Below are 22314 nucleotides of genomic sequence, written 5' to 3'. Positions count from 1 at the left end.
CTTTTACATGTGTCGTGTAGTTGTTTGATTAATGGCCTGATAGTTTTGTTCGACAACCGCTAACTTATCAGGCTTAAGCAATTTTGTTGTTTTTGGTTGACGGACTTCGCCGTTGCTCAAGTTATCCGATAGATACTGAGTAACATCAGTGCTGGCTTTAAGTGCCTGACTAATGATTTTGCCAGTGTTTTGACCCTCAAGTGCCTTTAAATTCTTTGACCAACCCGCAATATAATCAACGCTTTTCTCACCAGGTTCAATGCCTAGGTTTTTAGTAATCACATAGCTGGATAACTCAGCCTGCGTTTCTTTAATGGCTGTTGGCCAATTATTTTGACTTTGCAGGGAATGAAGCTGCGCGTGCGCTATTTCGTGTGCTAAGGTGTGGATTTTATCGGTTGGGGAAAGATCACTGCGCAACAGGATATATTTTTCATCCTGATTGGTTTTTGATTGAACAAAAGCACCTTTTGCTTGTCCTTGCCAGGTCATTGGACGCTTGGCAATTTGTTCGTCTACACCTTGGTCAATGACGGGCACTTTAAGCTTGTCGGCGAACTTCAACAACGTTTTATAGGCCGCATCCAAATGTTTTGGACTTTTATCAGTGGCTAAGTCAATTGGACGATTTGGTAACATACTTGGCAATTGCTCAGCTGTGGCATTGGTTTGACGAACATCAAATACGGTTTCGACTGGATAATGTTTTACACTGCGGACTTCCAATTGATTGTTATTGGCTAATTGCTTTTGTTCAGGTGTCGCATCAGACCAACGTATCTTTTCACCATTGCTATCAATAATGGTTTTCAAGTTTGTTGGGGCGCCAAATATTTTGATGCCCTTTTCCCCCTTATTAACTTGGATGCCATCAGCAGACCATTGTTTGTAGCCTTTTAACAAGGTGGCTTTTGGATTTTGTAGTTGAATCAACATTGAATTACGAGCCGAATAATTTAAGCCAGTCGCGGTAAAGTCAAGGAGCTTTTTAAGTTCAGCGGGATCTTGTTGGTACTTAGCCACCTTTCCCATTGCCTCTTGAATAATCTGCTTATTTTTTAAAGCATTTTCCTTACGACGATCAGCTTTGGAACGGCGTTCTTTACTCTTTTTAGGTGTTTGTTTCTCAGCGGTAGGCCTAACAGGTTGAATGGTGCTCATTTTGACATCGACATAATCTGGTTTGTCTGTTTGTGTCTCTTGCACTGCAAGTTTTTCTAAGGCATCTAAGCGATTAGCATTATCCGTCATACTCATAACGCGCCGCCCTGTAACACCTGCTTTAAGTTGCTCGTTCCAATCTTTGCCTTGCAAGGGAATATGACGCTCTGCTTCAATCGGTTCACCAGTAATTGGGTTTTTAAAACTAAAACGATCAAAGTAATCAGCGGCTTTAAACCCTGCGACATCGTTGTCAAAAGCCACAATAATCTTATTAAATTTGGCTTGCTTGGCAGCAACCGCATCATTCAAATATTGCAAGCCACGTTTGGCATCAGTACCAGATACAGACAATAGTGTGGCGTTACTTTTCACCATATCTTGATGATTTTGTTGCGCATAACTCAATAAGTCAATTGGACTTTCGAATAAAATTAATGTTTTGTCGCCTGATCCAAATGAGAGGTTATATCCCGTTGAGGTATCACTGCCAGCAAAGATTTTTTTGGATGTGCCACGCTTTTTGTAATGTTCAAAGTCTTGTTCAGTCCCTTGACGATCAGCGCCTACAATTTTGCCATTCACATCCTTCCAGGGAAAGATAACGGGGTTTTGATGCAGCTTATCACCTTCACGGTAACGGCTACCTTGTACCACTGCGCCACTTTTCAATAAATTGTCAACGAACTGTGGATTGAGCTTGCGTTGATTAACTAAATAATCTTTGGCTACGTTTGTTTCTTGAGTTTTGAAGACCTTGTCATAATCAAACTTGTAACGCGGTGTGTTGTCTTCGTACAGTTTAGAGACATCAATATTTTCACCTTTGACAAAGCGTGCGTAGGCCAGTTGATTTTTAATAGCAGGACCTTTACTGTCACCATCTGATTTGCCTAATTCGTAGTAGTGGATGAAATCAACCAAATCACCTTTAACACCAGTCGAGTTCCAGACAAAACGGTTTAATTTTGTTCTAACCACCAAACTATCGTGATCAACCATGCGTAACTCTGTGGGAGTATCCGTTGTGTAAGGAATACCTTTCCAATCGCAATAGCCCCGAATTGGTAACAGTTTGAGTTGCGCACGTTCTTCCTTACTGATCGCCATGAGCTTCTCCTCCAACTTGTTTGTCAATTGGTAAGTGATTCAATTCAGCAAATGCCTGGTCAATGTCATCTGTTTCCAAGTTCATTTTGGCTAACAGTGACCGTCCCAATTCAGCCACAAGGGCGTCATTAAGTTGTTTAATGTCTTTTTTAATCGCGCGCTTTTCGTCTTGAATTGCTTTTGCCTGTAAATCTAGTTCATCCAAACGTGTTTGTTTTTCTTTAATTTGTTGGTCAATCGTTTTTCTAGCCATTTTGTAGCTCCCTTTTTGTTTAATACAGGGTCAATATACCAACCTTTTAAATAACCTCATAAAAGTAAATGGTTTTTCCTGAGACTAAGCAAACCTCCCCCAGTCCCCCTAATCATTAACTTGACAGGCGTGGTTATTACCACACCCGTCAAGTTAATTGGGGGTTCAAAAAAAACCATCACATTCAAACGATTTTCAAACCGTTTAAATGTGATGGCTTTCCTGCCTGCTGTCTGTTATGCACCATCTATTCTTGCTTTTGTGACTACCAAAACTCTAACAAGCCAAGCAAATCTAAGGACTAAAGTCCAAAGATTTGGGGCTAAATTTGCAAGGCCAAGCACTGCGTGTCGCTACGCGAGCTTTGCAAACCCGCCCTGGCTTGTTTTAGTTTGTCCGTTCACAACGCAATAAGAATAAATTGGTCACAAAACAGGCCAACAGGAGGACAAGACTATGGGCTTAGATATGTATTTACAAACAGAGAACAAGCAAACAGGTAAAGCCGTCATTATTCACTCATGGCGTAAAGCCAATCAAATTAGAGATTGGTTTGTAAGACGCTTTGACTTAGACCCTAATGACCAATTGAAGATTGCTATCACTCGTGATGACTTAGAGGCTTTAACTAGTGATATTGAACAGGTTTTGGCAAGCCATGCTTTGGCACTAGAGTTGTTACCTACGGCATCAGGGTTTTTCTTTGGTAGTACAGACTATGACGGCTATTATTTTGAAGTGTTGAGAGACACACGGCATTTTCTTCAGAAAGAATTTACTTACAACAGTGATTCAGAAAATTTGTACTATACAGAATGGTGGTGAAATATGGATATCATAATTATTAGAATGGAGACCTACTTACAAAATCCAGCAATGGTACTCATTCCTAGCGGTGCTATCCAAGCCGTAGAACTTGTTTATGAGGCTAAAAGCTATGATGAAGATGATTTAACGGCTAATGTCTGGTCGGGATTGGAAGACGAATTATCCGAGCTAGGACTTTATTACCCCGTCAACAATAATTGGGTACACCATCAACATCTAAATGAGAAATTCGATAGATTAACAATTGGCTACGTCGCAGACAACAACATCACGGTCACAAACGAAATTCTAGTGAATCATATTCAGGGCAGTATTGATGGTGACGAAAGACCCGATTGGATATCACAACAAAACTAAAGATACACGCACAAGGAGCAAACAATGAGCACACGAACTGCAATTTTTAAAGAACAAGCTGACGGCACTTTTCAAGGTATCTATTGCCAAAATGACGGCTATATTGAAGGTGTCGGTGCGATGCTGCATGAATACTATCCAAATCCCGATAAAGTACAACGCTTGATTGATAACGGCATGGCACTATCCAGTATTGGTATATCCGAACAGGCACAGGTCATTGATTATTCCCAGCATCCAGACCTTTACACCGAGGATAGGGTTATCAAGTTTTGCTTTAGTGTTAATGAGTATAAAGAGCAGTTTTTGGCAAATGAACTTGAACAAATTAGAACTTTCAATTATTTAACCTTAGATGAAAACGGTGAAGTTGCTGGTTATCATCAAACAATTGCTGGTAAAAATGTCTTTGTTCCCTTTCGTGGGTCAGATAATAATGGGTACTTATACGTTCAAAAGCTATCCGGAAAATGGCTGGTCAGTACGATGAAAAGTTATGGTGACATGACAAAATTTAAGACACTAAATCAATACTTTACCAAAAAAGCCGGATAAATAGAGTCTGACACTTGTAAAACATTTTTTCAAGTGTCCCTTCCCCAGTCCCCCTGTCAAGTTAATTGGGGGTTAAAAAAATCCATCACATTTAAACGATTTTCAAACCGTTTAAATGTGATGGATTTCCTTCCTGTTGGTTGTTATGCACCATCTATTCTTGCTTTTGTGACTACCAAAACTCTAACAAGCAAAACAAATCTAGGGGTTAAATTTGTTGCATTCTTCAAATGTTGAAGTGAATCCCAAAAGGTGAAAATTTATCTCCATCGAGAATAATCTCCACCTTTAATGTGGTTGATCTTTTTAGTATCGGAACAAATGACAGTCGCTATTTATTCATTTGGATACCAATCCATTCATAAACGGAATCACTTACTTCTCTCTCTGATTTACTATCGACTTCTATAACATCAACAACATCCTGATTAAAAAACCATTCTCTCTTTAAGGGTAATAATTTTTGAACATAGAAATCAAAAAATTCTCTGTTTCTTGAGATATCTCTTTTTTTTCGTTCTACTAATGTTTCGTTTGCAGCATTCAAGTAAAGAATTCTTTTCGGGAAACATCTTTTTAAAAGTTGTAGCTCTGTTTCTAAAGGTTTAGCTACTTCCCAATCAACCCCGATTGCTTTTGGATAATTTAACGTGTAGAATTCAATCTCTTCTGCTCCAAAATCCATTATGGAACAATTATATTGAGAAGCCAATTGATATCTTTTAACCTCGTTTAAAATAAATAATCTTTGTATTTCTATATAGTCGTTGTATCTATTTTTGTATAATTTTCTATTTCTAATCTCATCAACAACCTGTTTATTTTCTTCATAACTAATATGAATTGTAGAATCATGTTTTTCAATAAGCCTTAAGGCAGTAGTTTTCCCCACAGCCATAGAACCTTGTAATGACAAATTAACCATTATTTCCACCTAACTACTCTGTTCTCATGCCAATATTAAATTCAGTGATGAAGGCACTCTTCCAATGAGATTTTTTCATTTTAATTGCAACAATACCCTTTATATTATAGACACTATCAATGTTCTGAAGTCAATAATTTGAGTTATTTTTATTGCGTTGCTTTGTCCACATGTCAAATGGTTACGAATACAAAAATTTATAAACGAACCAATGGATGTTTGGATTTCAGCGAGTGTTTCAATTGATACAATGCTTGACGCTATTGCTCATTCAATTTCTCAAAAAAAAATGACTATTTTTAATCATAGTCCTTCCCCCAGTCCCCCTGATCATTAACTTGACAGGCGTGGTTGATACCACACCAGTCAAGTTAATTGGGGGTTCAAAAGGCTCACTTCCGTTCGCATCGCACCAAATTGTTCTGTTTGCTCTGTGCCGTTTTCACAATCGCATGATAAAGAGTCTGTAAGGCGCAAGCGCCAAACAGTCTCTACAAAGCAACACAAGGACGTGGCAAGTTGCTGCGCAATCCTTGTGTTACTTTGGTTATCATGCCAATTGTTACCCGTCACGACGCAACCAGCTCAATTGGAGCGATTGCCAACAGGAAAATGTTTTGGAAAGGTTTATTTCTTATGGAAGTTTATTATCAACTCATTCACAACAGCGGTCATACCTTGCGTTATGCCTCAACTGATAAGCAAGTTGTTCTCACGCATGGCTACCCAATCTATTTACAAATCTATGGCGTTAATCGTTCAACAGATTATATTCTGAAAGACACGTTTGCCTTTTTAGCCACCCAATACGGCAATAATATTAAATTAGTCAATGTTGATGAACTGGAGAAAAAATAATGAACAAACAATTCTATGATGATTTTAGCAAATTACCAATTGCCAAAATGGCACAATCAATCGCTGATATGACTTATTTGTATAATGAGACTAAAGTGCCAACTAGCCACTATAAAGCGCAATTGAGTAAAGGCTTTGAAGAAATAGTTGAAGCTAGCGTTAGTGTTTCATCAGTCGACACCATTTTTAACACTTTACAAGCCTTGCAAAAAGAAAGCCCAAAGTTGTTTTATCAAGCTATGCTCTGCCTTGATACCAAAGTAAAGCCTAGCAGTATTACCCCTAGTCAATATCAAGCAATGGAATTTACTTGGTCACAATTTGAATTGGACAAAAAGAAAAATATCCTTGATAAGGACTTTATCCAAATGTTCAATCAAGTTGAAGAAAACGGACTGACCTATTACACGCAAAACCAACAGGAGACTAATGACAATGAATGATGAAGCAATTGAAAATATAGCCATACGTTACTTTTCATGGTCTGATGAATTCCCTATGGGCGGTAGTGAAATTCACGTCAGTGAGTCCACTAGCAATGACTCAGGTGAAATAGATTTATCAGATGATGAAGCACTGCGGTTAAGTGCATTTATCATGCAAGAATTAGCTAAGGGTAAACACGTTACCCTAAGAACCACAATTTAAGGAGAATAATATGGCAATCGTCAACGTTAAATATATGGAAACATTGGTTAAAACAGTGGCAGTTAATGTCCCTGATACACTCACAGATGAACAGAAACTGACACAAGCTGTTGAAATTGGTAAACGTCACTATTTTGACGAAAAAGTGATTTTAGGAGCAGATGATTTAGATTTACGTGAAATCAGTGCGGAGTACAAACAAGAGACAACGGACTACGAGGAATTTTAATCACAGATAGGAGTGTGGCAGCAATATGGGGACATTTGTTTTTGAATTATTTGTGTTAATCATTTTATTGGTTTACATACTCTATTACATAGTTGGTGTGATTATGATTGCACATGAAGATGATGAGCGGTAGAAATCTTTTGCCGTGTTCCCCAGACCCGCAAGCGGGATCAAACACGCTACGCTTGTCCTGCCAAGCTCTTGGGTGCCACTTCGCTTTGAGTCAAACATTGTGCCACAACCAGTGACTTGTAAGCTGTGGTGATGATACCACAGCAACAAGCACTAGCACAGAATACAAGGGCTTCGTAAATTCGCTACGCTCACCCTTGTATTCTGCGCTGCTTGTGTCCCCATGTTCTTCGTCAAAACGAAATAACACACCAATCACGGACAGGGCCGACAGGAAAAAGTTTCTGCCTGGTGCGTACATAATCAAGGAGAACTACTATTGCCGCAACAATTATCAGTTTGGATATTTTATTAATGGTCATCAATGACACAATGTTGTATGTCTTACTCACATTGGCTGGCTTTTATGTTTTAGCTAGCTTGGCTTTTAAGCAGTCCGCTTATAAAGCGATGCGTTCCTGGATCAATACTGGTCACCTGCCCCATAAGGAGGAAACTCATGTCAAAACTCACAACTAAATCATTGTCTACCACTACTGATGCTAACGGCTTAGTCATTTTAGAAAGCAATGGCCAATATATCTACCCAGGTTTAGCACAAGCAATCTTTGACGACGCTATTTTTGGTTCGCGTATTTTAAAGCGATTGCAACGTCTTTTTGTTGACCATCCAGATGGTCTGAGTGAATCAGGTCATGACTGGTATTTTGGTTATCTGGTCTGTGCTTATACGCAAACGCATTTTGGGATTAAGAATCTATTGAACTATCCCTCAGTGACAAAGGAGCTTTTTTCTCTCTGTCTGACAAAACTATCCGAATAGGAGGATAAAATCATGTTAATTTTTTGTTTATGTTTATTAGGAATGTTTCTATTTTGGCTGTTCGGCCAAATCATTGGCACCATCCTGTATTTGAGTATCCTATTTGTTGGTCATTTGATTTCATATTGGTACTTTTATTTACCACTTATTATTTTGATAAGTCTAGCTATTGCTTTTGGCATCAAAAGTATCTTAGTGATGCTGGTGCTAATTATTTTCATTCTGTCACTTGCCTTAGCACTAACGATATATTGGCCGCGTCATCACAATTCATAACAAAATAAAAAGCCCTGATAATCAGAGCTTTTACCGAACTATAACATTCGGTATCCAATGGTTAAGCGCGTTGTAAATGCCACTGGTATCATTTACTTGTGTATTATATCATCTTTTGAGTAACACTTTTAAATATTGGTGTTAACTGTTAGCCCAGTTTCTTTGCGAATTTTAGCAATGATTTCAGGTATCTGTTCTCTGTACTCACTGTCTAAGCGAGCTATTTGTTGTGAGTGTGTTGCTTTGCCAATTTTATAGTATTCAAAGAAAATATTGACCTTCTTTGAGTATATCTGATCGACCACCCTAACCTCATAGATTGTGTTAGGTTGTTTAGCAAACATCTTTTTAATATCTACAATGATAGCATCAATTTGATTCATTCTTCTTTCACCACCGCTCTAATATTTTCAAAGGCAATATAGGTCTCTTGCACATATACACCCAAGTCAGAAAAACCATCGACCAAACCTGTTAGGTTAGGTACTAAGTGACCGTCCGTGTCCTCAATATTTTGTTGTACAGTCACAAATTCATAATTCGCTGAGGCATGACGCAAGATATTTTGACAAGCCGTTAAGGACATCATTGGTAATTTAACAGGTACGGCATTTTTGGTCTGTGCTTCACGTTTTAAAGCTGAGGTATGGTCTGACAGAAAATAGCCATTCCACTTCACCTTACCACGCTCGCGATAGTCGTTTTGAAAGTAATTGTTAATCATCTTACTAAATTCTGCATCACTCATAGCTGTTACCTCCGTTATGACCACCAACAAGGCTGGCACGGTTAATCGCCGTACCGCCTTTTTCTTTGGACATCGCCCGCATCAGGGCTGTGGTGCCAAACCGTTTTCGAATTTCATCAACAACTTGATCAATTTTGTTGGATTTAATTGATTTTTCTGGTTGCTCAAAGAGGTCAAGCTGCACGCCAGTGTCCTCAATTAAGCCGCCATAATCAATCCCAATATTACGAATCACTTCACCATGCCAATGCTTTTCAAACAAAGCCACCATAATTGCCATTAGTTTGCGGGTATCATTAGTGGGATCAATTCTTTGTTGTTTTCTAAAACCATGACTTCCCTGGCGTTCACTTTCGGCAAAGGAATAACCAATAAAAAGACTGACTAAACAAGTTTGTTTCTTGTGTGCTCTAATTCTGGTCGCCACTTGATCTGCCATTTCACGGACAACAATTTCAATCTCTTCTTTTCGTTTATAATCACGCGGTAATACCTGGGAATTACTGTATGATTTGCTTTTAGGCACGACCACCTCAGTCATATCAGTACGATCAATGCCCCAAGATAAGGCAAATAATTGCTCACCAACTAATCCCATCTTTGCTCTAAATTGATAAGGGTCCTGATGCGCTAAATCGTACATTGAATGGATACCCATCACTTCAAGTTTATGTGCTGTGCGGGAACCAATACTCCAGACATCATCCAGTTTCGTAATTGGCCACAATTTTGTCGGCACATCCTCATAGTGCCAAATACCCGTCAGGTTTTTTGTGTGTTTTGCTTCAATGTCTAAGGCTATTTTTGCGAGCACAGGCGTGTCACCAATACCAACTGTTAAATAGACACCAGTCTCTGCCCTAACTTGCTTTTGAATTTTAAAAGCGACTTCCTCAGGAGTTTTACCAAACAACCGCCAAGAGTGGGTTACGTCTAAAATAGACTCATCAATCGAGTACGGCAGCAAATTAATATCATCGGTATATTGACGATAAATATTATTGATTTTTAGGTTTTCAGCAATATAATTATTCATCCTAGGGTGTGCGATAAACAAGCCATGCACATCAGGTAAATCACGCTGGCGCATCACATTACTAATGCCTAAGTCCTTCTTAGCTGTTGGTGAGGCCGCTAGGACTAAACCACCATTCGTGTTTGCTTGTTCAGACATCACGACTAAATCGCCCTTTAATGGATTAAAGCCCCGCTCAACATTTTCAACACTGGCGTAGAAACTTTTTGAATCAATTAGGAAGAACACGCCACGGTTTTCTTTGCTATAATCATATTCAGTTGTGATTGCGTTTTCCATCAGCAACCTCCAAAAACATTTGTGTATAATTCATTATACGAACAAGCGTTCGTTTAAGCAAGCGAACAAAACATTAAATTTGTGACAAACGCAAAAGCTATGCTATAATAAAGACATAGAAAAGAGCCGTAGCGCTAACTACGACTCCTAGCAAACCCGTTTCGACGGTGACTAAGCTTTAATAATCTCAAATGATCATCAGCCCTGCAAAGCTAAGATGGTCATTTTTTATTGCTGTTTTTTATCAGCTCAACAACTAATCCAATCAGCATCAAGACAAATGTCCCAAAACCAATCATTAGCTGTAAAGTATCCGATACGGACACTAGGCATCTCCTTTCCTAGAATCTGGGTTTACAGTTTTAACACCATAAGCACCACCTCCACTCAGGATAGCCACCATCTTAACTTGTTTGCTGTAAACTAGTATAACATACCCAAAAATAGCAATTGGTCTAAAACTCAAACACTTGTGAAATTTTAAAAAACAGGTATGGTAGATTGTAAAATTAAACCGAACACTTGAATAAAAAAGCCGCAGCGCCTTTAATGGTAATTGTCTAAAACAACCATAAAGGAACTGCGACTCATGACTAGTTTATCATCTCAAGAACGCACTGTCATTCAAACCTTACTCGAATTGAATTATTCTGTTCGTGCCATTGCGCGCTTTATTAAACGCTCTCCTTCAACCGTTTCGATTGAAATTCATCAAATTACACCCTATAAAGCTGAGATTGCTCATGCGTTGGCATTGAAAAAACGTCATCTACGTGGTCGTCATGACACGCTAACACCAGCTATCGCTGTCTTTTTGAATCACCACATTGGTATATTGAAGTGGTCACCAGAAACCGCTGCGCATGTTTTAGGGTTACCTTTCAAAACGATTTATAATTGGCTCAATGCTGGTCGACTCAAACTATCATTGGCTGATTTACCTGACAAAGGTATCCGTCAAAAGCGTCAATCTGATGGTAGACGACAAGTATTTGTGCATGGTCGTTCGATTGAAACGAGACCTGAAAGTGTGAAAGCACGACAAACCTTTGGACATTTTGAAGTTGACACCATGCAATCGGGTAAAAGACGTGGCGATGTGCTGGTGACAATTACTGAAAGACTAAGCCGGCAACATATCGTGAGACAGGTCACTGGGCGCAATAGTCAGGCAGTGACACCAGTCTTAATTCGTTTTTTTCAAGGGATCAAAAATGCCAAGTCAATCACTGTTGATTGTGGGCGAGAATTTGCAAAATATAACGAAATCGAGCAAAAACTAGGCATTCCAGTCTATTTTGCGCACCCATATTCACCAGAAGAACGTGGGAGTAATGAGATATTAAATCGATACGTCCGTCGTTTTATACCGAAAGAACGCAAAATTGAAACAGTTAGCGCCAAAGAATTAGATCAAATTAATCATTGGATCAATGCGAGACCAATGAAAACACTCAACTGGCAATCACCACGAAAGGTTTTTCAGCAGTCTGCAGTGTTCGGTTAATTCTTGCAATCTACCATTTTTATAATCGGAATCGCATTTCAAATGTCGTCTAATTAACTGAATAAAAATAATCCAATTTATTGAATTCTAAGCAGATAGTTTAGCCCAAAAAATCCGATAGTTAATGATATATTAATCTCGAATATATGGTTTATTATATCAATTTTTTTAAAAAACAACCCCCATTATCGAATTGATAGATAGTGAGGGTTGTTTTAATAGATTTTGTCAGGGGCGATAATATCTTATAACCCCATCACTTAACTTGACAGATTACTTTTAATTTATTATGAAGTAGAAAATATATTGAGATGCAAAAGAACATCTTCCTTAACAGAACCTTTTAGAGCTTAGATCTATATCAAATGGTATAAATTGGCAATTTCAATATCTAGATTATTTTGAATATGCTCTAGTTTAATTTGTGATTCTTCGTCACTCAATTCTTTTGAAAACTGCTTTTCTTTAATTTGAATAGCTGTATTGAATATTTTCTCCAATCGCTTTAGCTGCAATTTTGATGGAATAACTATGGGTAATTGCCTGGCATCGTTTATTTGGAAATGTGAGGTGCTGTTAATAAAATTATCTACATAGAAACTAATAAATTTTGAGTTAATTAAACATACGAAGTACCAGTCAGGAATTGCAACTTGTGTAAAGAGACTCATGCTAAGGACATCAAAGACCCCAGCATTTTTAATTCTTGACTTCAGATAAGTAGAGTTCACGTCTGTCCAAGAGAAACCTTTTTTAAAAAAGTACTTATATCCTTGATACCTAGCACTGGGATCTGTCTTAAGAAATTCGACATTTTCTCTCGACCATGCAATCGCAAACGGTGTCTCTAAATACCATCTATTTCCATCTTTATCTCCCTTATCATAAGGGACATAATAACTTTTATCCGTAGAAATTCCATTTTGCTTCTCATCTTCCGTCAGAGTACCCACATCTGCAATCTCTTCTTCGTCTATTAATCGATAGAGGTACCCTTGTCCGAAAACATCACGCCCAATTTTGTAATAATAATATCTTCTTTATGCTTCACATTATTTTCAAAAGTGGTTCCTTCGTTCAAATACATTTTGGATTCAGGAACTGATTCGTTGTTGTTTGCTGGATAAATGTAAGACCCCTTTTTGGCATTGAAGCGAAACATATAAGCTATAACTTTAATTAGTCCTTACCTCCAATGTTACCAATTGGCTTATACCTAGTATTCGCTATTATTCTTTTGTCACTATTTTTACTACTAAAATCAGGATAAATTAGGCCAATTTGGGAATAATTGTTGCTTTTTGAAAATAATTGCTGCGCATCGATACCTGACTTATTTTTTAGATGATAGAAAATTTCCCTTATCAACTTATTGATGTATTTTTCCCAAAGACATTTACCATCAAATAATATGGGCCAATGTGATAGTTATCATTCAACTCCTCCGTTGCTGAAATTTCACTATTTGAATTTTTTAATTTTTCAATAGCCTGCTCTCTAACACTGCCGTCCAGATCATCTGGCATTGCTAATTTGTCAAAGGCTTTTTACTTCCGGCGAATTGTCAAACTAAGTGCAACGGTTTGTCAAAAAATACTTCATATGGGGTTTCATAGTTTAACACTTTGCGAGGACGTTGATTTAATTCAACCACACATTAATACAAATATTGTAAGTCACTAGCCGGCGTTGGGTAAGCCAATACCAACCGTTGTAAATCTGGTAAAGTCACGTGTTTTTCAATTAACAACGTGAAGTAGTTAATCATCTCGTCGGCAACATCACTTAGAAGGGTAGCACCCACAACCTGCCCACTCGCTTTAGCAACCACTACTTTAGCTTGGGCTTGTTGTGCGCCAAAGCGGTAATAAGTGAACCACTTCGTCATATCAAGTGTATTGACACGATACTCATCTGGATGCTCAGTCGCCGCGGCCGCGCTGATCCCGACTTGCGCTAACTTGGGCGCTGCAAAAACCTGCGTTGGCACAACGGGATACTTTATGGCTGCGCCGGGATGCGTCAACTCACCGACCAGATAACGCGCTTCAAAACCTGCAACTGGCGTTAACTTCGGTACCGGTGTATCGCTGACATCCCCAATGGCATAAATGTGCGGGTTGGCCGTCTGCAAATGATCGTTGACTTGAATCCCATGCCGATCAAAGGTAACGCCCACGTTGGCTAGACCTAACTGGTCCGCGTTCGGAATCCGTCCCGCTGAGCTGATGACCAGATCCGTTGTCAGCTCGAAATTATCAGCTGTCAATTGTAGACCGGTCGCCGTTTTAGTAATTGCTTGGACATCCGTATTCAAGTCAAACGTGATTCCATCAGCCGTCATTGCGGCCATCAAATCCTTAACCAAATCTGCATCAAAAGCTTTTAACGGGCGGTCATTATGATGAATCACGTGCACATCAGCGCCAGCGGCATTCGCAATCGTCGCCAATTCAAAGCCTACGTAGCCACCACCTACGAATGTCACGCGTTTAGGCATCTGGTCCAAATCTAAGAAGTCAGTGCTCGTCTTAAAGTATTCGTGCCCGGTAATCGGTAGAATCGCCGGACACTGACCAGTGGCAATCACGTAATCAGTCGCACTGACTACTCGATCCCCGACCGCTAACTGATTGTCGGATTGAAAGTGCGCTTGACCATGTAACGTCGCAATATCTTGCCCCTTTAGTCCGTTCAACGTCCCATCGTTGATGCCATCCGTATAGCCTCGTTTAAGCGCCATCAGTGCTGGCCAATCAATTTTGGGCGCACCAATCAGGCCCTGCCCTTGTAAATGTTGCGCTGCTTGTCGCGCTTCGACGGCGCTTAATAGGATTTTCTTAGGGTCACAACCGCGGTTAGGACAAGTGCCGCCCCACAGATCCGCTTCAACGATCAACACTGTCTTGCCCTGAGCCTTTAATCCGCTAGCCATGGCATTGCCGGCTGGTCCGCCACCAATCACAACAACATCGTACTGTTCCGCCATTCGAAATTCCTCCTTAAATTCATTAGCGACCATCAATTATCACAACCTAGTGTAACTGATTCATCCTTAATTGACGATTAAGATACTTCTTCATGTTGACTCAAGTAAGCCACGATTCGTTGGCTATCCAAATAGCCAACAACCCGATTTTCTTCCGTGACCGCCACATAATCGTGATCTGTCAATGCCGTAAAGGCGGTGCGTAACGTGGCTTGAACGTCTAACGATTGAATCCGACCACTCGCAACACTGGGTTTTTCTGTGAGATAACCCTGAATAAGCCCTACACGCCCAACGTAGACATCATAGACATTTTTAGCTCGGCTCGCGCCAAAGAAGTTCCGCACAAAGTCGCTCACTGGATGCTGAGCCAGAGCAGCCGGCGTATCGACTTGTATTAACTGACCGTGTTGCATGACACCGATCCGGTCACCCAACTTCAACGCCTCATTCATATCATGCGTCACGAAGACGATCGTGTTGTGATAGCGGGCGTGTAGCCGTAAGACCAAGTCTTGCAATTGTTGCCGCGAGATGGGGTCTAACGCACTAAATGGTTCATCCATCAAAACAATATCTGGTTGCGCCGCAATCGCCCGTAAGATACCGATGCGTTGCTGCTCACCACCGGATAATTCTGACGGCATCCGGTCACGGTATTCCTTTGGATCGAGGCCAACTTCCGCCAATAGCTCATCAATCGTTTGATTAATTTCCTTCTTAGCTGTCCCTTTCATTTCTGGAATCACGGCGATATTTTGCGCCACCGTCATCGTTGGGAACAAGGCAATTTGCTGTAAGACATACCCCATTTGCCACCGTAGACTTCGGACTGGTATCGTGGTTGTATCAGTACCATTAACTAGGATTTTACCAGCCGTCAATGGCTCTAAGCAGTTGATCATTTTAAGTGACGTTGTTTTGCCACTCCCAGAAGTCCCTACCAAAATAAATAGCTCACCCTGGTCAATCGTTAAATTAAGGTCGGGAATCACGGTCTGCCCATTAAAGTCTTTCTGGACGTGTTGAAATTCAATTGCCGTTGTCATTTAACGTCCCTCCTTCAATAAACCGTGCTTCACAAGATAGCGATGTGCAACCGTCGAAGCGGACTGCTTCTTAACATTGACTTCATAGTTCATTTCTTGCATATCAGTTTCTGAAATCTTTCCTGCTAACTTATTCAACGCTTTAACGACCTTAGGATGTTTGTTGGCAAAGCTCGTCTTCATCAACGGTGCCCCTTGATACGTTGGGAAGAAGTGCTTGTTATCCTTCAATAAGGCCAAGTGATACTGCCGTAATTCACTATCCGTCGCATAGGCATCTACCAAGTTGATTTTCCCCTTACTGATAGCTTCATAGCGTAGCGCCGGCTCCATCGACTTTGCAGTCACGTCTAACCCATAAGTCTTCTTGATTCCTTTTAAGCCATCATTACGATCAATAAACTCTAGGGTCATTCCGGGTTTCAGAATCGATTCAACTTGCGTTAAGTCGCTGATTGTCTTCAAATGATGTTCTTGTTGAAATTTCTTAGTCACTGCCAATGCGTACGTATTGTTATACTGCATCGGCTTCAAGTAAGTCATTTGTTCCTGTTTAGCGAGGCGCTGTTTGGCGAGCTGATAGGTCTGGTTAGCTGTTTGACCAGCTGGGTTATTCCCCTTACCTAAGGTCTCCAGCACCGAGCCAGTAAATTCAGGATAAATATCAACCTGATTATTCTTTAACGCGCTGAATAAGAACGTGGTCTTGCCAAAGTTAGGCTTGAGCGTCACATGAACATGCTCATCTTCAGCTTCAATCAGCTGCTTATACATATTAATCAAGATTTCTGGTTCAGAACCGAGTTTACCTGCAATCGTAATTGTTTCAACTCGATTGGCATAAACACTATAAGCCCCGCCACCACCTAGTAAAGCTAAAATACCGACAAAGACAATTAAGGCGTGGCGTGGTTTAGCCGTTTGAAACCACCGAACGAGCGCACTCAGCAGAATTGCTAACAATGCTGATGAGATAGCCCCAATCAATAATAACGAGGTATCATTACGGTCAATACCGAGCATGATAAAGGTCCCGAGACCCCCAGCACCAATCAAAGCGGCCAAAGTAGCCGTCCCAATAATTAAGACGAGCGCGGTCCGAATCCCAGAAATGATCTGTGGTAGGGCAATGGGTAGTTCAACTTTAAACAACTTACGCATTCGTGACATCCCAAAGGCATCGGCGGTCTCTTCAATTGAGGCGTCAATTTCTGAGATACCCAAATAAGTATTTTGAAAAATTGGCAGTAAAGCATAGATCACCAGCGCAATTACTGCTGGCACCGTTCCAATCCCAACTAACGGAATCAATAACCCTAACAGTGCCAAAGACGGAATCGTCTGTAAGACACTCGTGAGCTGTAATAATCCCTCGGCCCACCGTGGTCGTCGAACGACCCAAATAGCCAACGGAATCGCAATTACCATTGCGATGACTAATGATGCTAATGAAATCCCCAAGTGTTGCCATAGCGCAGTCAGCAAATCCCCGCGTCGATCTATAAACGTCTGTATTAATGTCTGCATGCTAACCTCCAGTGCTCACCTTTATTGCTTAATAACTTCTTAATTATCCATGTATTTAATCGTAGCATAATCCGCCAAAAATCATAGTAATACGCACCGGCAATTCACTAAATTTTGTAACTATTGTAGTTTCACATTAAAATTATTCATTAATTTAAAATGAAGCTGGCTAGTTTTTACAAAGCTATTAGATGAACCACTCAATGGATTATCATTACCACTAAGGAGGCCCCAACAATGGCTACGATTCATCTTTACCTTGCAAGTACCAACCACCAATCGACCAACATCACCGCAACAACCCCCGCTGCCTGGGTCGTCATTCTGAGATATGCTGACCATCAAAAGGCGCTAAACGACGGTGGCTACGGACATACCGAAACTTCACTGGCTTTGAGTGCTCTGACCACCGCACTCGCCACGTTGAAACGTCATGATTTACCCGTTCATATTCACACCACAACTGAACAAGTGGCGGCGGTTATTAGCGAACAACGTTATTTAAGCTGGCAGCAAAACAACTGGGACGTTCCCGAAGCCGACCAACCAGACCTACCCCAATGGCAAACGCTGATTCCCATTATCGAAGAATTTCCCAACCTCACCATCACCTACCACCCCGTGGACGATCCCGCGATGACCACCGCAACGACTACGCTAACGGCGGTGATGACGAAGCTATAAAATCGAACTCATTTCCTGTCAGTCATTTTGGACATAAATAAGCCGATCGTATACTTGACGGTCGGCTTATTTAGTTGAATTAATTTCTTCATAACTACTGTTACGATATCGCAACAAATTCTACATATAGCTTATTTCGGTTCTGGTGCAAATTTTCCTCGCTGACTTGATTTTAGTATACTGGGTGCCAAGAAACGAGGGATTGCGCGCATGAATCACTTTAAGGGACGCCACTTTCAAAAGGACATCATCTTAGTAGCCGTTGGCTACTATTTCAGATTCAGTCTCAGCTATCGTGACATCGTTGAATTGCTTCGGGATCGGGGTATCACTGTTCATCACACCACGGTCATGCGTTGGGTTCATCACTATGGCCCCATCTTTAAGGCTCTATGGCGTCGGCATCAAACAGCTCACGCTAAAAGTTGGCGAATCGATGAGACCTATATTCGAGTTAAAGGCCGTTGGGCCTATTTGTATCGCGCTATTGACAGTAACGGTTTGACCATGGATTTTGAGCTACGAAAACACCGCGATTATACCGCATCCTATCACTTTTTGAAGCGTCTCTTGACGACCAATGGTCGGCCTGATCGATTAGTCACTGATCAATAGCTGGTTAGATGGTCATCTCTCACACTGTTTGCACCAGATCCGATAGTGTTATTTAATCTCGCTAAATCTCTTAATGATTGAAGATAATAACTTATGCTCCCATGTAGAAGTTCTGCCCAAGCATTAGTATCAAACTTATCTTCTGGTATGTTTTTAAATATCTTATTCAATTCACTAATAAAAATTTGCGTTATTTTTACTTCACTAATTACAGGTAGATTAAAAGGTGTTTGTATTATTTTTTCTAAATAACTTTCTCCATTATCTTTTTGAACTTCTTCAAGAGCACGAGTTACAATATCATAATCAAAAGCTAATAAGTAAATGGTATTAGGAAAATCGGCAATAGACTGGACTAATTTAAAAACACTTTGGATATCGATAGTTGACAACCGATCAATATCATCAATTAAAATAATAAATTTTATATTGATTTTTTTAATTTCAGAAACTAAATCATCTTTAATTTTCTGTATATTTTTATTTAGCGCACTATTTGATAATGTTTTTCCGAAAATATTTAGTAATTTAGAGGCAGCTGTACCTAGAATCCCTACTCCTGGGACAAACGTTGTTAATCCCAAAACATCACCTAATATTTGTAATTGATCTCCTAATTTCTTTTTATCTTTTTTTCCTATAAAATTGCTTGAAAGTTGCTTGAAAAATTGATTAATTAATTGGCTTTCGTCCGTAAACATCCAAGGATTGAACCTAATAATTTCCGGTTTGTTTACATCATTTTTACTTAAATCTAATAAGTATTCCACTGTCATGTTTAACACAGAAGTTTTACCAGATCCCCATTTGCCGTACAGGCCAATGTTAAAACTATCACTCTGCTTATAATCTAAAATTGATCGAGCTAGCTGCTTAGCAAATTGTTTTCTGTCGAGTAGATCATCATTGGATGATTTAATTGGAACATCAGGATTGAACATTTTTTCCTCATCTAACATTAAATGTATTTTGTTATATCAATATTGCGTAAATTAACTACCAATATAATTGGCACTTGCCATAAAGCTTACTGGTTGCAAATCAATATTCTTCATTTGGCTGCCAGCTATTTTAAAGAATTCAATATTATTCATTTCTACTAAATTACCGAAATTATATACTCTATATAGGAAATAATTATCAGGATGCTTGTTTGCAAAATTCACTTCGTTGCTAGTCATATAAAATGGTGTGTTTTTGCCTTGAGTAGTGGTCTTTACTTCAATAAAAATTTCATTTCCTTGGCTATCAAAAGAAAGAATATCATACCCTAAGCCGTCTCCTTTAGTTTGGGAAACGTGTTCAATTCTTTGGGATAAATCAGGAACATTACTTAATATATTCTTTTCGTACTTCAAAACAATTTCCTCGCCCAAAAATCCAATCATTGAGTTCTGTTTCTGGAGTGCATCGTAATCAATTGTACGGCCTTTTTTATCTGGTTCTTTTACTTTTGAGTCAGTTTCTGTCAGCTCGATTTTTGGTATTTTTTTAGCTATTTTTTTAATGTTATTGTTATTCAACAATGGATTCAAGTTCAAATCTAATGATAGTATATAGTCAATATTTTGCTGAAGATTTTTTTCATTAATTAAATCAGCTTTAATTTCATTTAAACAAAACAACATATCTTTTAAGTCAATTAGTAGTTGATCGTTATCGGGTAAATTATCACTATCATATTTGATACTAAAAATATTTCCTAATTCATAACCTGATACTAAGTTATTTTTATTTTGTAAAGAACTAGTTAGATCAATAGGTTCAGTTGTCATACGATCTGTTCTATTAGCTAGTGTACTTTGCCAATATCTTGAAACTTTGCTAATGTTGTTTTTTTCATTTCTACCGTACGTATCATTAAAGAAGGTCCACCCTTGATTCAGTGATAAATAAACACTACTCATATCTGGTGAAAACAAGTAAACAATATCAAATCCTTTTGTTGCAGAAGTAGATATAGCTGCATCAAATAAACCAATCCATGGAACTGTAGCCCAATTCCCTTTCCCTGCTGATCCCTTTGTTCTGATATTTCCAGCTAGAAAATCATCACTTACTGCCTCTTTTAATCCACTTCTCAAAAGTCTAGCAAATTCGTTATTTTTGAAAGACTTGTCTTTTTCTTGTAAATAGTTATTTAGAATTTTCTCTAATATGTCACGTATTGTCATCTATTTTCCCCATAATATACTTTATGAATATTGTAGAACAATATGTTTTGTAATAATAGAGACATTCAAATAAATAGCACGTTTCATATCATTCTTTTTATTAACTAACTCACTTTTTATTTTTTAGTTTTTCACTCACCTATGATATTCCACGACATAAGCCTTAGGCGCAACTTATATGCCACTATAAGTGCTCATCTCATCGGTCTTATGATTTTCTTCAACACAGTACCAGACTTTTCTCTCTGTACCTGCGCTTGATTGATCGTTGATAATCATATAAAATTAGGTTATTGAAAATAACTTTAAATTTTGATTCTCATTAATAACGTTGTCGAAGGCATTATTTTATCAATCAAGAGTATATTTAGTTTTCAATGTACTGAAACACAGCTAGTAAATCTAGTTGTGTTTTTTGTGCTTATTTTCAATGTTAATACTTTCTTATTAATTATTTGTATTTGACAAAAAGAATAAGCACAAGGAATGTTACAGAAGTATTTCAACTCCTGTTTCACACCTTATGCTTATAAGTTTATACTTTAAGGCCATTGCGTCTAACAAATCTTGACCCTCTAATCCAGACAAGTCCTTATATTCAGGTGAAGATTGTGCGACTTCAACGTTTACCTTAATACCAGCTTTTTCAGTAGTATCAACTTGTTTATCAAGGTCTGATGTGGCATTGTCCAAATCTGCTTGACCTTGCTTAGTGGCATCAGTTTTTTCAGTAGTTGCCGTTTGATAAGCCTGATCGTTTGCTTGTTGTTTTGCCGTGGCATCTTTAACAGCTTGGTCTTGCTTATTCAAATCAGATAAAACCTCATCTGTTTTTGATGAAGCGTCGTCATCACTGATTGTGACATCAGTTGTTTTACCAGTTGTGACATCAACACCAGCATTAGATGCAGTTTTAGCATCATCTTTTACTGTATCTTGTGCCTTATCAACTGCATCAGATGCTTGGTCTTGCGTGACACTTGTACCAGCAGTTGTTGGCACTGTGCATTTTTCAGCAGTTGAAGAAACGGTCGCAGATTTAGTGGGATCATCAGTTGTCGCTTTGTCCGTAGCTGTATCAGTTGATGAAGCAGTTAATTGAGCTTGCTTGTCATTTTGCGTGGCATCAGTAGTTTTAACAGCTTGTGCATCAGCATTTGAAACCGTATCGGCACTGACTTGTGTAGTGTTAGCACTCACAGCAACACCAGCTACTGCAACCGCCCCAACAACCCAGAGCTTACCAGATTTGTATAATTTATACGTTTTTGAATTTTGCATAATTTTTAAATAAAAAAGGCTACTAATTTAGTAGCCTACCCTTTCTCTCAAATATTCTTTTGTACTTGATTGATTAAATGTAAACCTCTAAAGGTTCGTTGAACGATAATAAATAAAAAAGTCAAAACACTGGCAACTATCATAGCGACATGTAGTGATTGACCCAAACTCATAAAGAGTAAAAATATAGGGAGCATAGACCCAATATAGACGAGCCAAACCCCAAACATAAAGCTAAAATAAATCATTTTTTGTGTCATTGTAACAACT

General features: G+C 39.1%; 30 protein-coding genes and 1 pseudogene. 12 read left to right on the top strand and 19 right to left on the bottom strand.

What is annotated here, in order from left to right:
• Nucleotides 1–3: 3 nt before the first annotated feature.
• The gene (locus RHP56_RS05260; protein WP_258983797.1) at nucleotides 4–2271 is read right to left on the bottom strand and encodes an ArdC-like ssDNA-binding domain-containing protein; all 2268 of its coding nucleotides are present in this window, start codon (nucleotides 2269–2271) and stop codon (nucleotides 4–6) included.
• Nucleotides 2258–2524, bottom strand: coding sequence for a hypothetical protein (locus tag RHP56_RS05255; RefSeq protein WP_258983796.1), 267 nt, complete (start codon nucleotides 2522–2524; stop codon nucleotides 2258–2260). The genes RHP56_RS05260 and RHP56_RS05255 overlap by 14 nt, the downstream gene beginning before the upstream one ends.
• A 456-nt stretch (nucleotides 2525–2980) precedes the next feature.
• On the opposite strand from RHP56_RS05255, the gene RHP56_RS05250 reads away from it, so the two are divergent.
• From RHP56_RS05250 to RHP56_RS05240, 3 genes are read left to right on the top strand one after another with little or no spacing between them, the layout of a single operon-like run.
• On the top strand, nucleotides 2981–3349 hold the full coding sequence (locus tag RHP56_RS05250; protein ID WP_010006596.1) for a hypothetical protein: 369 nt from the start codon (nucleotides 2981–2983) through the stop codon (nucleotides 3347–3349).
• Between the two features lie 3 nt (nucleotides 3350–3352).
• Complete coding sequence (locus RHP56_RS05245) at nucleotides 3353–3709, top strand: hypothetical protein (RefSeq protein ID WP_258983795.1); 357 nt, start codon at nucleotides 3353–3355, stop codon at nucleotides 3707–3709.
• 24 nt (nucleotides 3710–3733) lie between these two features.
• Nucleotides 3734–4264, top strand: a complete 531-nt coding sequence (locus RHP56_RS05240; RefSeq protein ID WP_258983794.1) for a hypothetical protein — start codon at nucleotides 3734–3736, stop codon at nucleotides 4262–4264.
• A 331-nt stretch (nucleotides 4265–4595) separates the two neighbouring features.
• Here RHP56_RS05240 and RHP56_RS05235 read toward each other — a convergent pair whose 3' ends face one another.
• Nucleotides 4596–5189, bottom strand: coding sequence for a deoxynucleoside kinase (locus RHP56_RS05235; protein ID WP_258983793.1), 594 nt, complete (start codon nucleotides 5187–5189; stop codon nucleotides 4596–4598).
• 636 nt (nucleotides 5190–5825) lie between these two features.
• Between RHP56_RS05235 and RHP56_RS05230 the strand changes: the two genes are divergently transcribed.
• From RHP56_RS05230 to RHP56_RS05215, 4 genes are read left to right on the top strand one after another with little or no spacing between them, the layout of a single operon-like run.
• Nucleotides 5826–6047 carry a hypothetical protein gene (locus tag RHP56_RS05230; protein ID WP_258983792.1) on the top strand — a complete coding sequence of 74 codons (222 nt, stop codon included), beginning with the start codon at nucleotides 5826–5828 and terminating at the stop codon, nucleotides 6045–6047.
• Nucleotides 6047–6490: a hypothetical protein gene (locus RHP56_RS05225; RefSeq protein WP_258983791.1), complete on the top strand. Its 444-nt coding sequence runs from the start codon at nucleotides 6047–6049 to the stop codon at nucleotides 6488–6490. Before RHP56_RS05230 ends, RHP56_RS05225 begins: the two co-directional genes overlap by 1 nt.
• Nucleotides 6483–6695 carry a hypothetical protein gene (locus RHP56_RS05220; protein WP_258983790.1) on the top strand — a complete coding sequence of 71 codons (213 nt, stop codon included), beginning with the start codon at nucleotides 6483–6485 and terminating at the stop codon, nucleotides 6693–6695. The genes RHP56_RS05225 and RHP56_RS05220 overlap by 8 nt, the downstream gene beginning before the upstream one ends.
• Before the next feature lie 10 nt (nucleotides 6696–6705).
• Nucleotides 6706–6924, top strand: coding sequence for a hypothetical protein (locus RHP56_RS05215; RefSeq protein WP_002814570.1), 219 nt, complete (start codon nucleotides 6706–6708; stop codon nucleotides 6922–6924).
• Between the two features lie 223 nt (nucleotides 6925–7147).
• On the opposite strand, the gene RHP56_RS05210 is transcribed toward RHP56_RS05215, so the two are convergent.
• Nucleotides 7148–7357 (bottom strand): hypothetical protein, encoded by a 210-nt coding sequence (locus RHP56_RS05210; protein ID WP_258983789.1) that lies wholly within the window; start codon nucleotides 7355–7357, stop codon nucleotides 7148–7150.
• 198 nt (nucleotides 7358–7555) lie between these two features.
• On the opposite strand from RHP56_RS05210, the gene RHP56_RS05205 reads away from it, so the two are divergent.
• The gene (locus RHP56_RS05205; RefSeq protein WP_258983788.1) at nucleotides 7556–7879 is read left to right on the top strand and encodes a hypothetical protein; all 324 of its coding nucleotides are present in this window, start codon (nucleotides 7556–7558) and stop codon (nucleotides 7877–7879) included.
• Between the two features lie 12 nt (nucleotides 7880–7891).
• Nucleotides 7892–8155, top strand: coding sequence for a hypothetical protein (locus RHP56_RS05200; RefSeq protein ID WP_258983787.1), 264 nt, complete (start codon nucleotides 7892–7894; stop codon nucleotides 8153–8155).
• Nucleotides 8156–8283: 128 nt separating this feature from the next.
• Here RHP56_RS05200 and RHP56_RS05195 read toward each other — a convergent pair whose 3' ends face one another.
• The 4 genes from RHP56_RS05195 to RHP56_RS05180 form a co-directional block, all read right to left on the bottom strand.
• Entirely contained in the window at nucleotides 8284–8538 is a 255-nt protein-coding gene (locus RHP56_RS05195; protein ID WP_011679840.1) for a hypothetical protein, read from the bottom strand.
• The gene (locus RHP56_RS05190; protein ID WP_042252246.1) at nucleotides 8535–8903 is read right to left on the bottom strand and encodes a hypothetical protein; all 369 of its coding nucleotides are present in this window, start codon (nucleotides 8901–8903) and stop codon (nucleotides 8535–8537) included. The genes RHP56_RS05195 and RHP56_RS05190 overlap by 4 nt, the downstream gene beginning before the upstream one ends.
• Entirely contained in the window at nucleotides 8896–10218 is a 1323-nt protein-coding gene (locus RHP56_RS05185; RefSeq protein ID WP_258983786.1) for a Y-family DNA polymerase, read from the bottom strand. The genes RHP56_RS05190 and RHP56_RS05185 overlap by 8 nt, the downstream gene beginning before the upstream one ends.
• A gap of 221 nt (nucleotides 10219–10439) precedes the next feature.
• Nucleotides 10440–10517 (bottom strand): putative holin-like toxin, encoded by a 78-nt coding sequence (locus RHP56_RS05180; RefSeq protein ID WP_413785515.1) that lies wholly within the window; start codon nucleotides 10515–10517, stop codon nucleotides 10440–10442.
• A gap of 290 nt (nucleotides 10518–10807) precedes the next feature.
• On the opposite strand from RHP56_RS05180, the gene RHP56_RS05175 reads away from it, so the two are divergent.
• Entirely contained in the window at nucleotides 10808–11725 is a 918-nt protein-coding gene (locus RHP56_RS05175) for an IS30 family transposase (RefSeq protein WP_258983784.1), read from the top strand.
• Nucleotides 11726–12081: 356 nt separating this feature from the next.
• Here RHP56_RS05175 and RHP56_RS05170 read toward each other — a convergent pair whose 3' ends face one another.
• The 7 genes from RHP56_RS05170 to RHP56_RS05140 form a co-directional block, all read right to left on the bottom strand.
• Entirely contained in the window at nucleotides 12082–12678 is a 597-nt protein-coding gene (locus RHP56_RS05170) for a BREX-1 system adenine-specific DNA-methyltransferase PglX (protein ID WP_258983783.1), read from the bottom strand.
• 23 nt (nucleotides 12679–12701) lie between these two features.
• Complete coding sequence (locus RHP56_RS05165) at nucleotides 12702–12887, bottom strand: hypothetical protein (RefSeq protein ID WP_258983780.1); 186 nt, start codon at nucleotides 12885–12887, stop codon at nucleotides 12702–12704.
• A 17-nt stretch (nucleotides 12888–12904) separates the two neighbouring features.
• Entirely contained in the window at nucleotides 12905–13093 is a 189-nt protein-coding gene (locus tag RHP56_RS05160; protein ID WP_013102202.1) for a hypothetical protein, read from the bottom strand.
• Nucleotides 13090–13251, bottom strand: coding sequence for a hypothetical protein (locus RHP56_RS05155; RefSeq protein ID WP_013102203.1), 162 nt, complete (start codon nucleotides 13249–13251; stop codon nucleotides 13090–13092). The genes RHP56_RS05160 and RHP56_RS05155 overlap by 4 nt, the downstream gene beginning before the upstream one ends.
• A 131-nt stretch (nucleotides 13252–13382) precedes the next feature.
• Nucleotides 13383–14714, bottom strand: a complete 1332-nt coding sequence (locus RHP56_RS05150; RefSeq protein WP_258983778.1) for a dihydrolipoyl dehydrogenase family protein — start codon at nucleotides 14712–14714, stop codon at nucleotides 13383–13385.
• Nucleotides 14715–14791: 77 nt separating this feature from the next.
• Entirely contained in the window at nucleotides 14792–15763 is a 972-nt protein-coding gene (locus tag RHP56_RS05145; RefSeq protein ID WP_258983777.1) for an ABC transporter ATP-binding protein, read from the bottom strand.
• Nucleotides 15764–17290: an ABC transporter permease/substrate-binding protein gene (locus RHP56_RS05140; protein ID WP_002814535.1), complete on the bottom strand. Its 1527-nt coding sequence runs from the start codon at nucleotides 17288–17290 to the stop codon at nucleotides 15764–15766.
• A 237-nt stretch (nucleotides 17291–17527) separates the two neighbouring features.
• Between RHP56_RS05140 and RHP56_RS05135 the strand changes: the two genes are divergently transcribed.
• Both RHP56_RS05135 and RHP56_RS05130 read left to right on the top strand, forming a co-directional pair.
• The gene (locus tag RHP56_RS05135; protein ID WP_011679766.1) at nucleotides 17528–17974 is read left to right on the top strand and encodes a ribonuclease H; all 447 of its coding nucleotides are present in this window, start codon (nucleotides 17528–17530) and stop codon (nucleotides 17972–17974) included.
• 210 nt (nucleotides 17975–18184) lie between these two features.
• Nucleotides 18185–18586 (top strand): annotated as a pseudogene (locus RHP56_RS05130) (IS6 family transposase); the annotation flags it as partial.
• Here RHP56_RS05130 and RHP56_RS05125 read toward each other — a convergent pair.
• The 4 genes from RHP56_RS05125 to RHP56_RS05110 form a co-directional block, all read right to left on the bottom strand.
• A complete protein-coding gene (locus RHP56_RS05125; RefSeq protein WP_258983774.1) occupies nucleotides 18583–19530 on the bottom strand; it encodes a KAP family P-loop NTPase fold protein in 948 nt (315 codons plus the stop codon). The pseudogene RHP56_RS05130 and the gene RHP56_RS05125 sit on opposite strands and share 4 nt — an antisense overlap.
• A gap of 51 nt (nucleotides 19531–19581) precedes the next feature.
• A complete protein-coding gene (locus tag RHP56_RS05120) occupies nucleotides 19582–20763 on the bottom strand; it encodes an MrcB family domain-containing protein (protein WP_011679763.1) in 1182 nt (393 codons plus the stop codon).
• Between the two features lie 489 nt (nucleotides 20764–21252).
• Nucleotides 21253–22044: a KxYKxGKxW signal peptide domain-containing protein gene (locus RHP56_RS05115; RefSeq protein WP_258983771.1), complete on the bottom strand. Its 792-nt coding sequence runs from the start codon at nucleotides 22042–22044 to the stop codon at nucleotides 21253–21255.
• Between the two features lie 47 nt (nucleotides 22045–22091).
• Nucleotides 22092–22304 carry a hypothetical protein gene (locus RHP56_RS05110; protein WP_041775239.1) on the bottom strand — a complete coding sequence of 71 codons (213 nt, stop codon included), beginning with the start codon at nucleotides 22302–22304 and terminating at the stop codon, nucleotides 22092–22094.
• Between the last annotated feature and the right edge of the window lie 10 nt (nucleotides 22305–22314).

This window comes from Leuconostoc sp. C5 (genome assembly GCF_056530425.1).
Note: the sequence above shows the minus strand (reverse complement) of the source record. Positions and strands in the feature narration are given on the sequence as shown.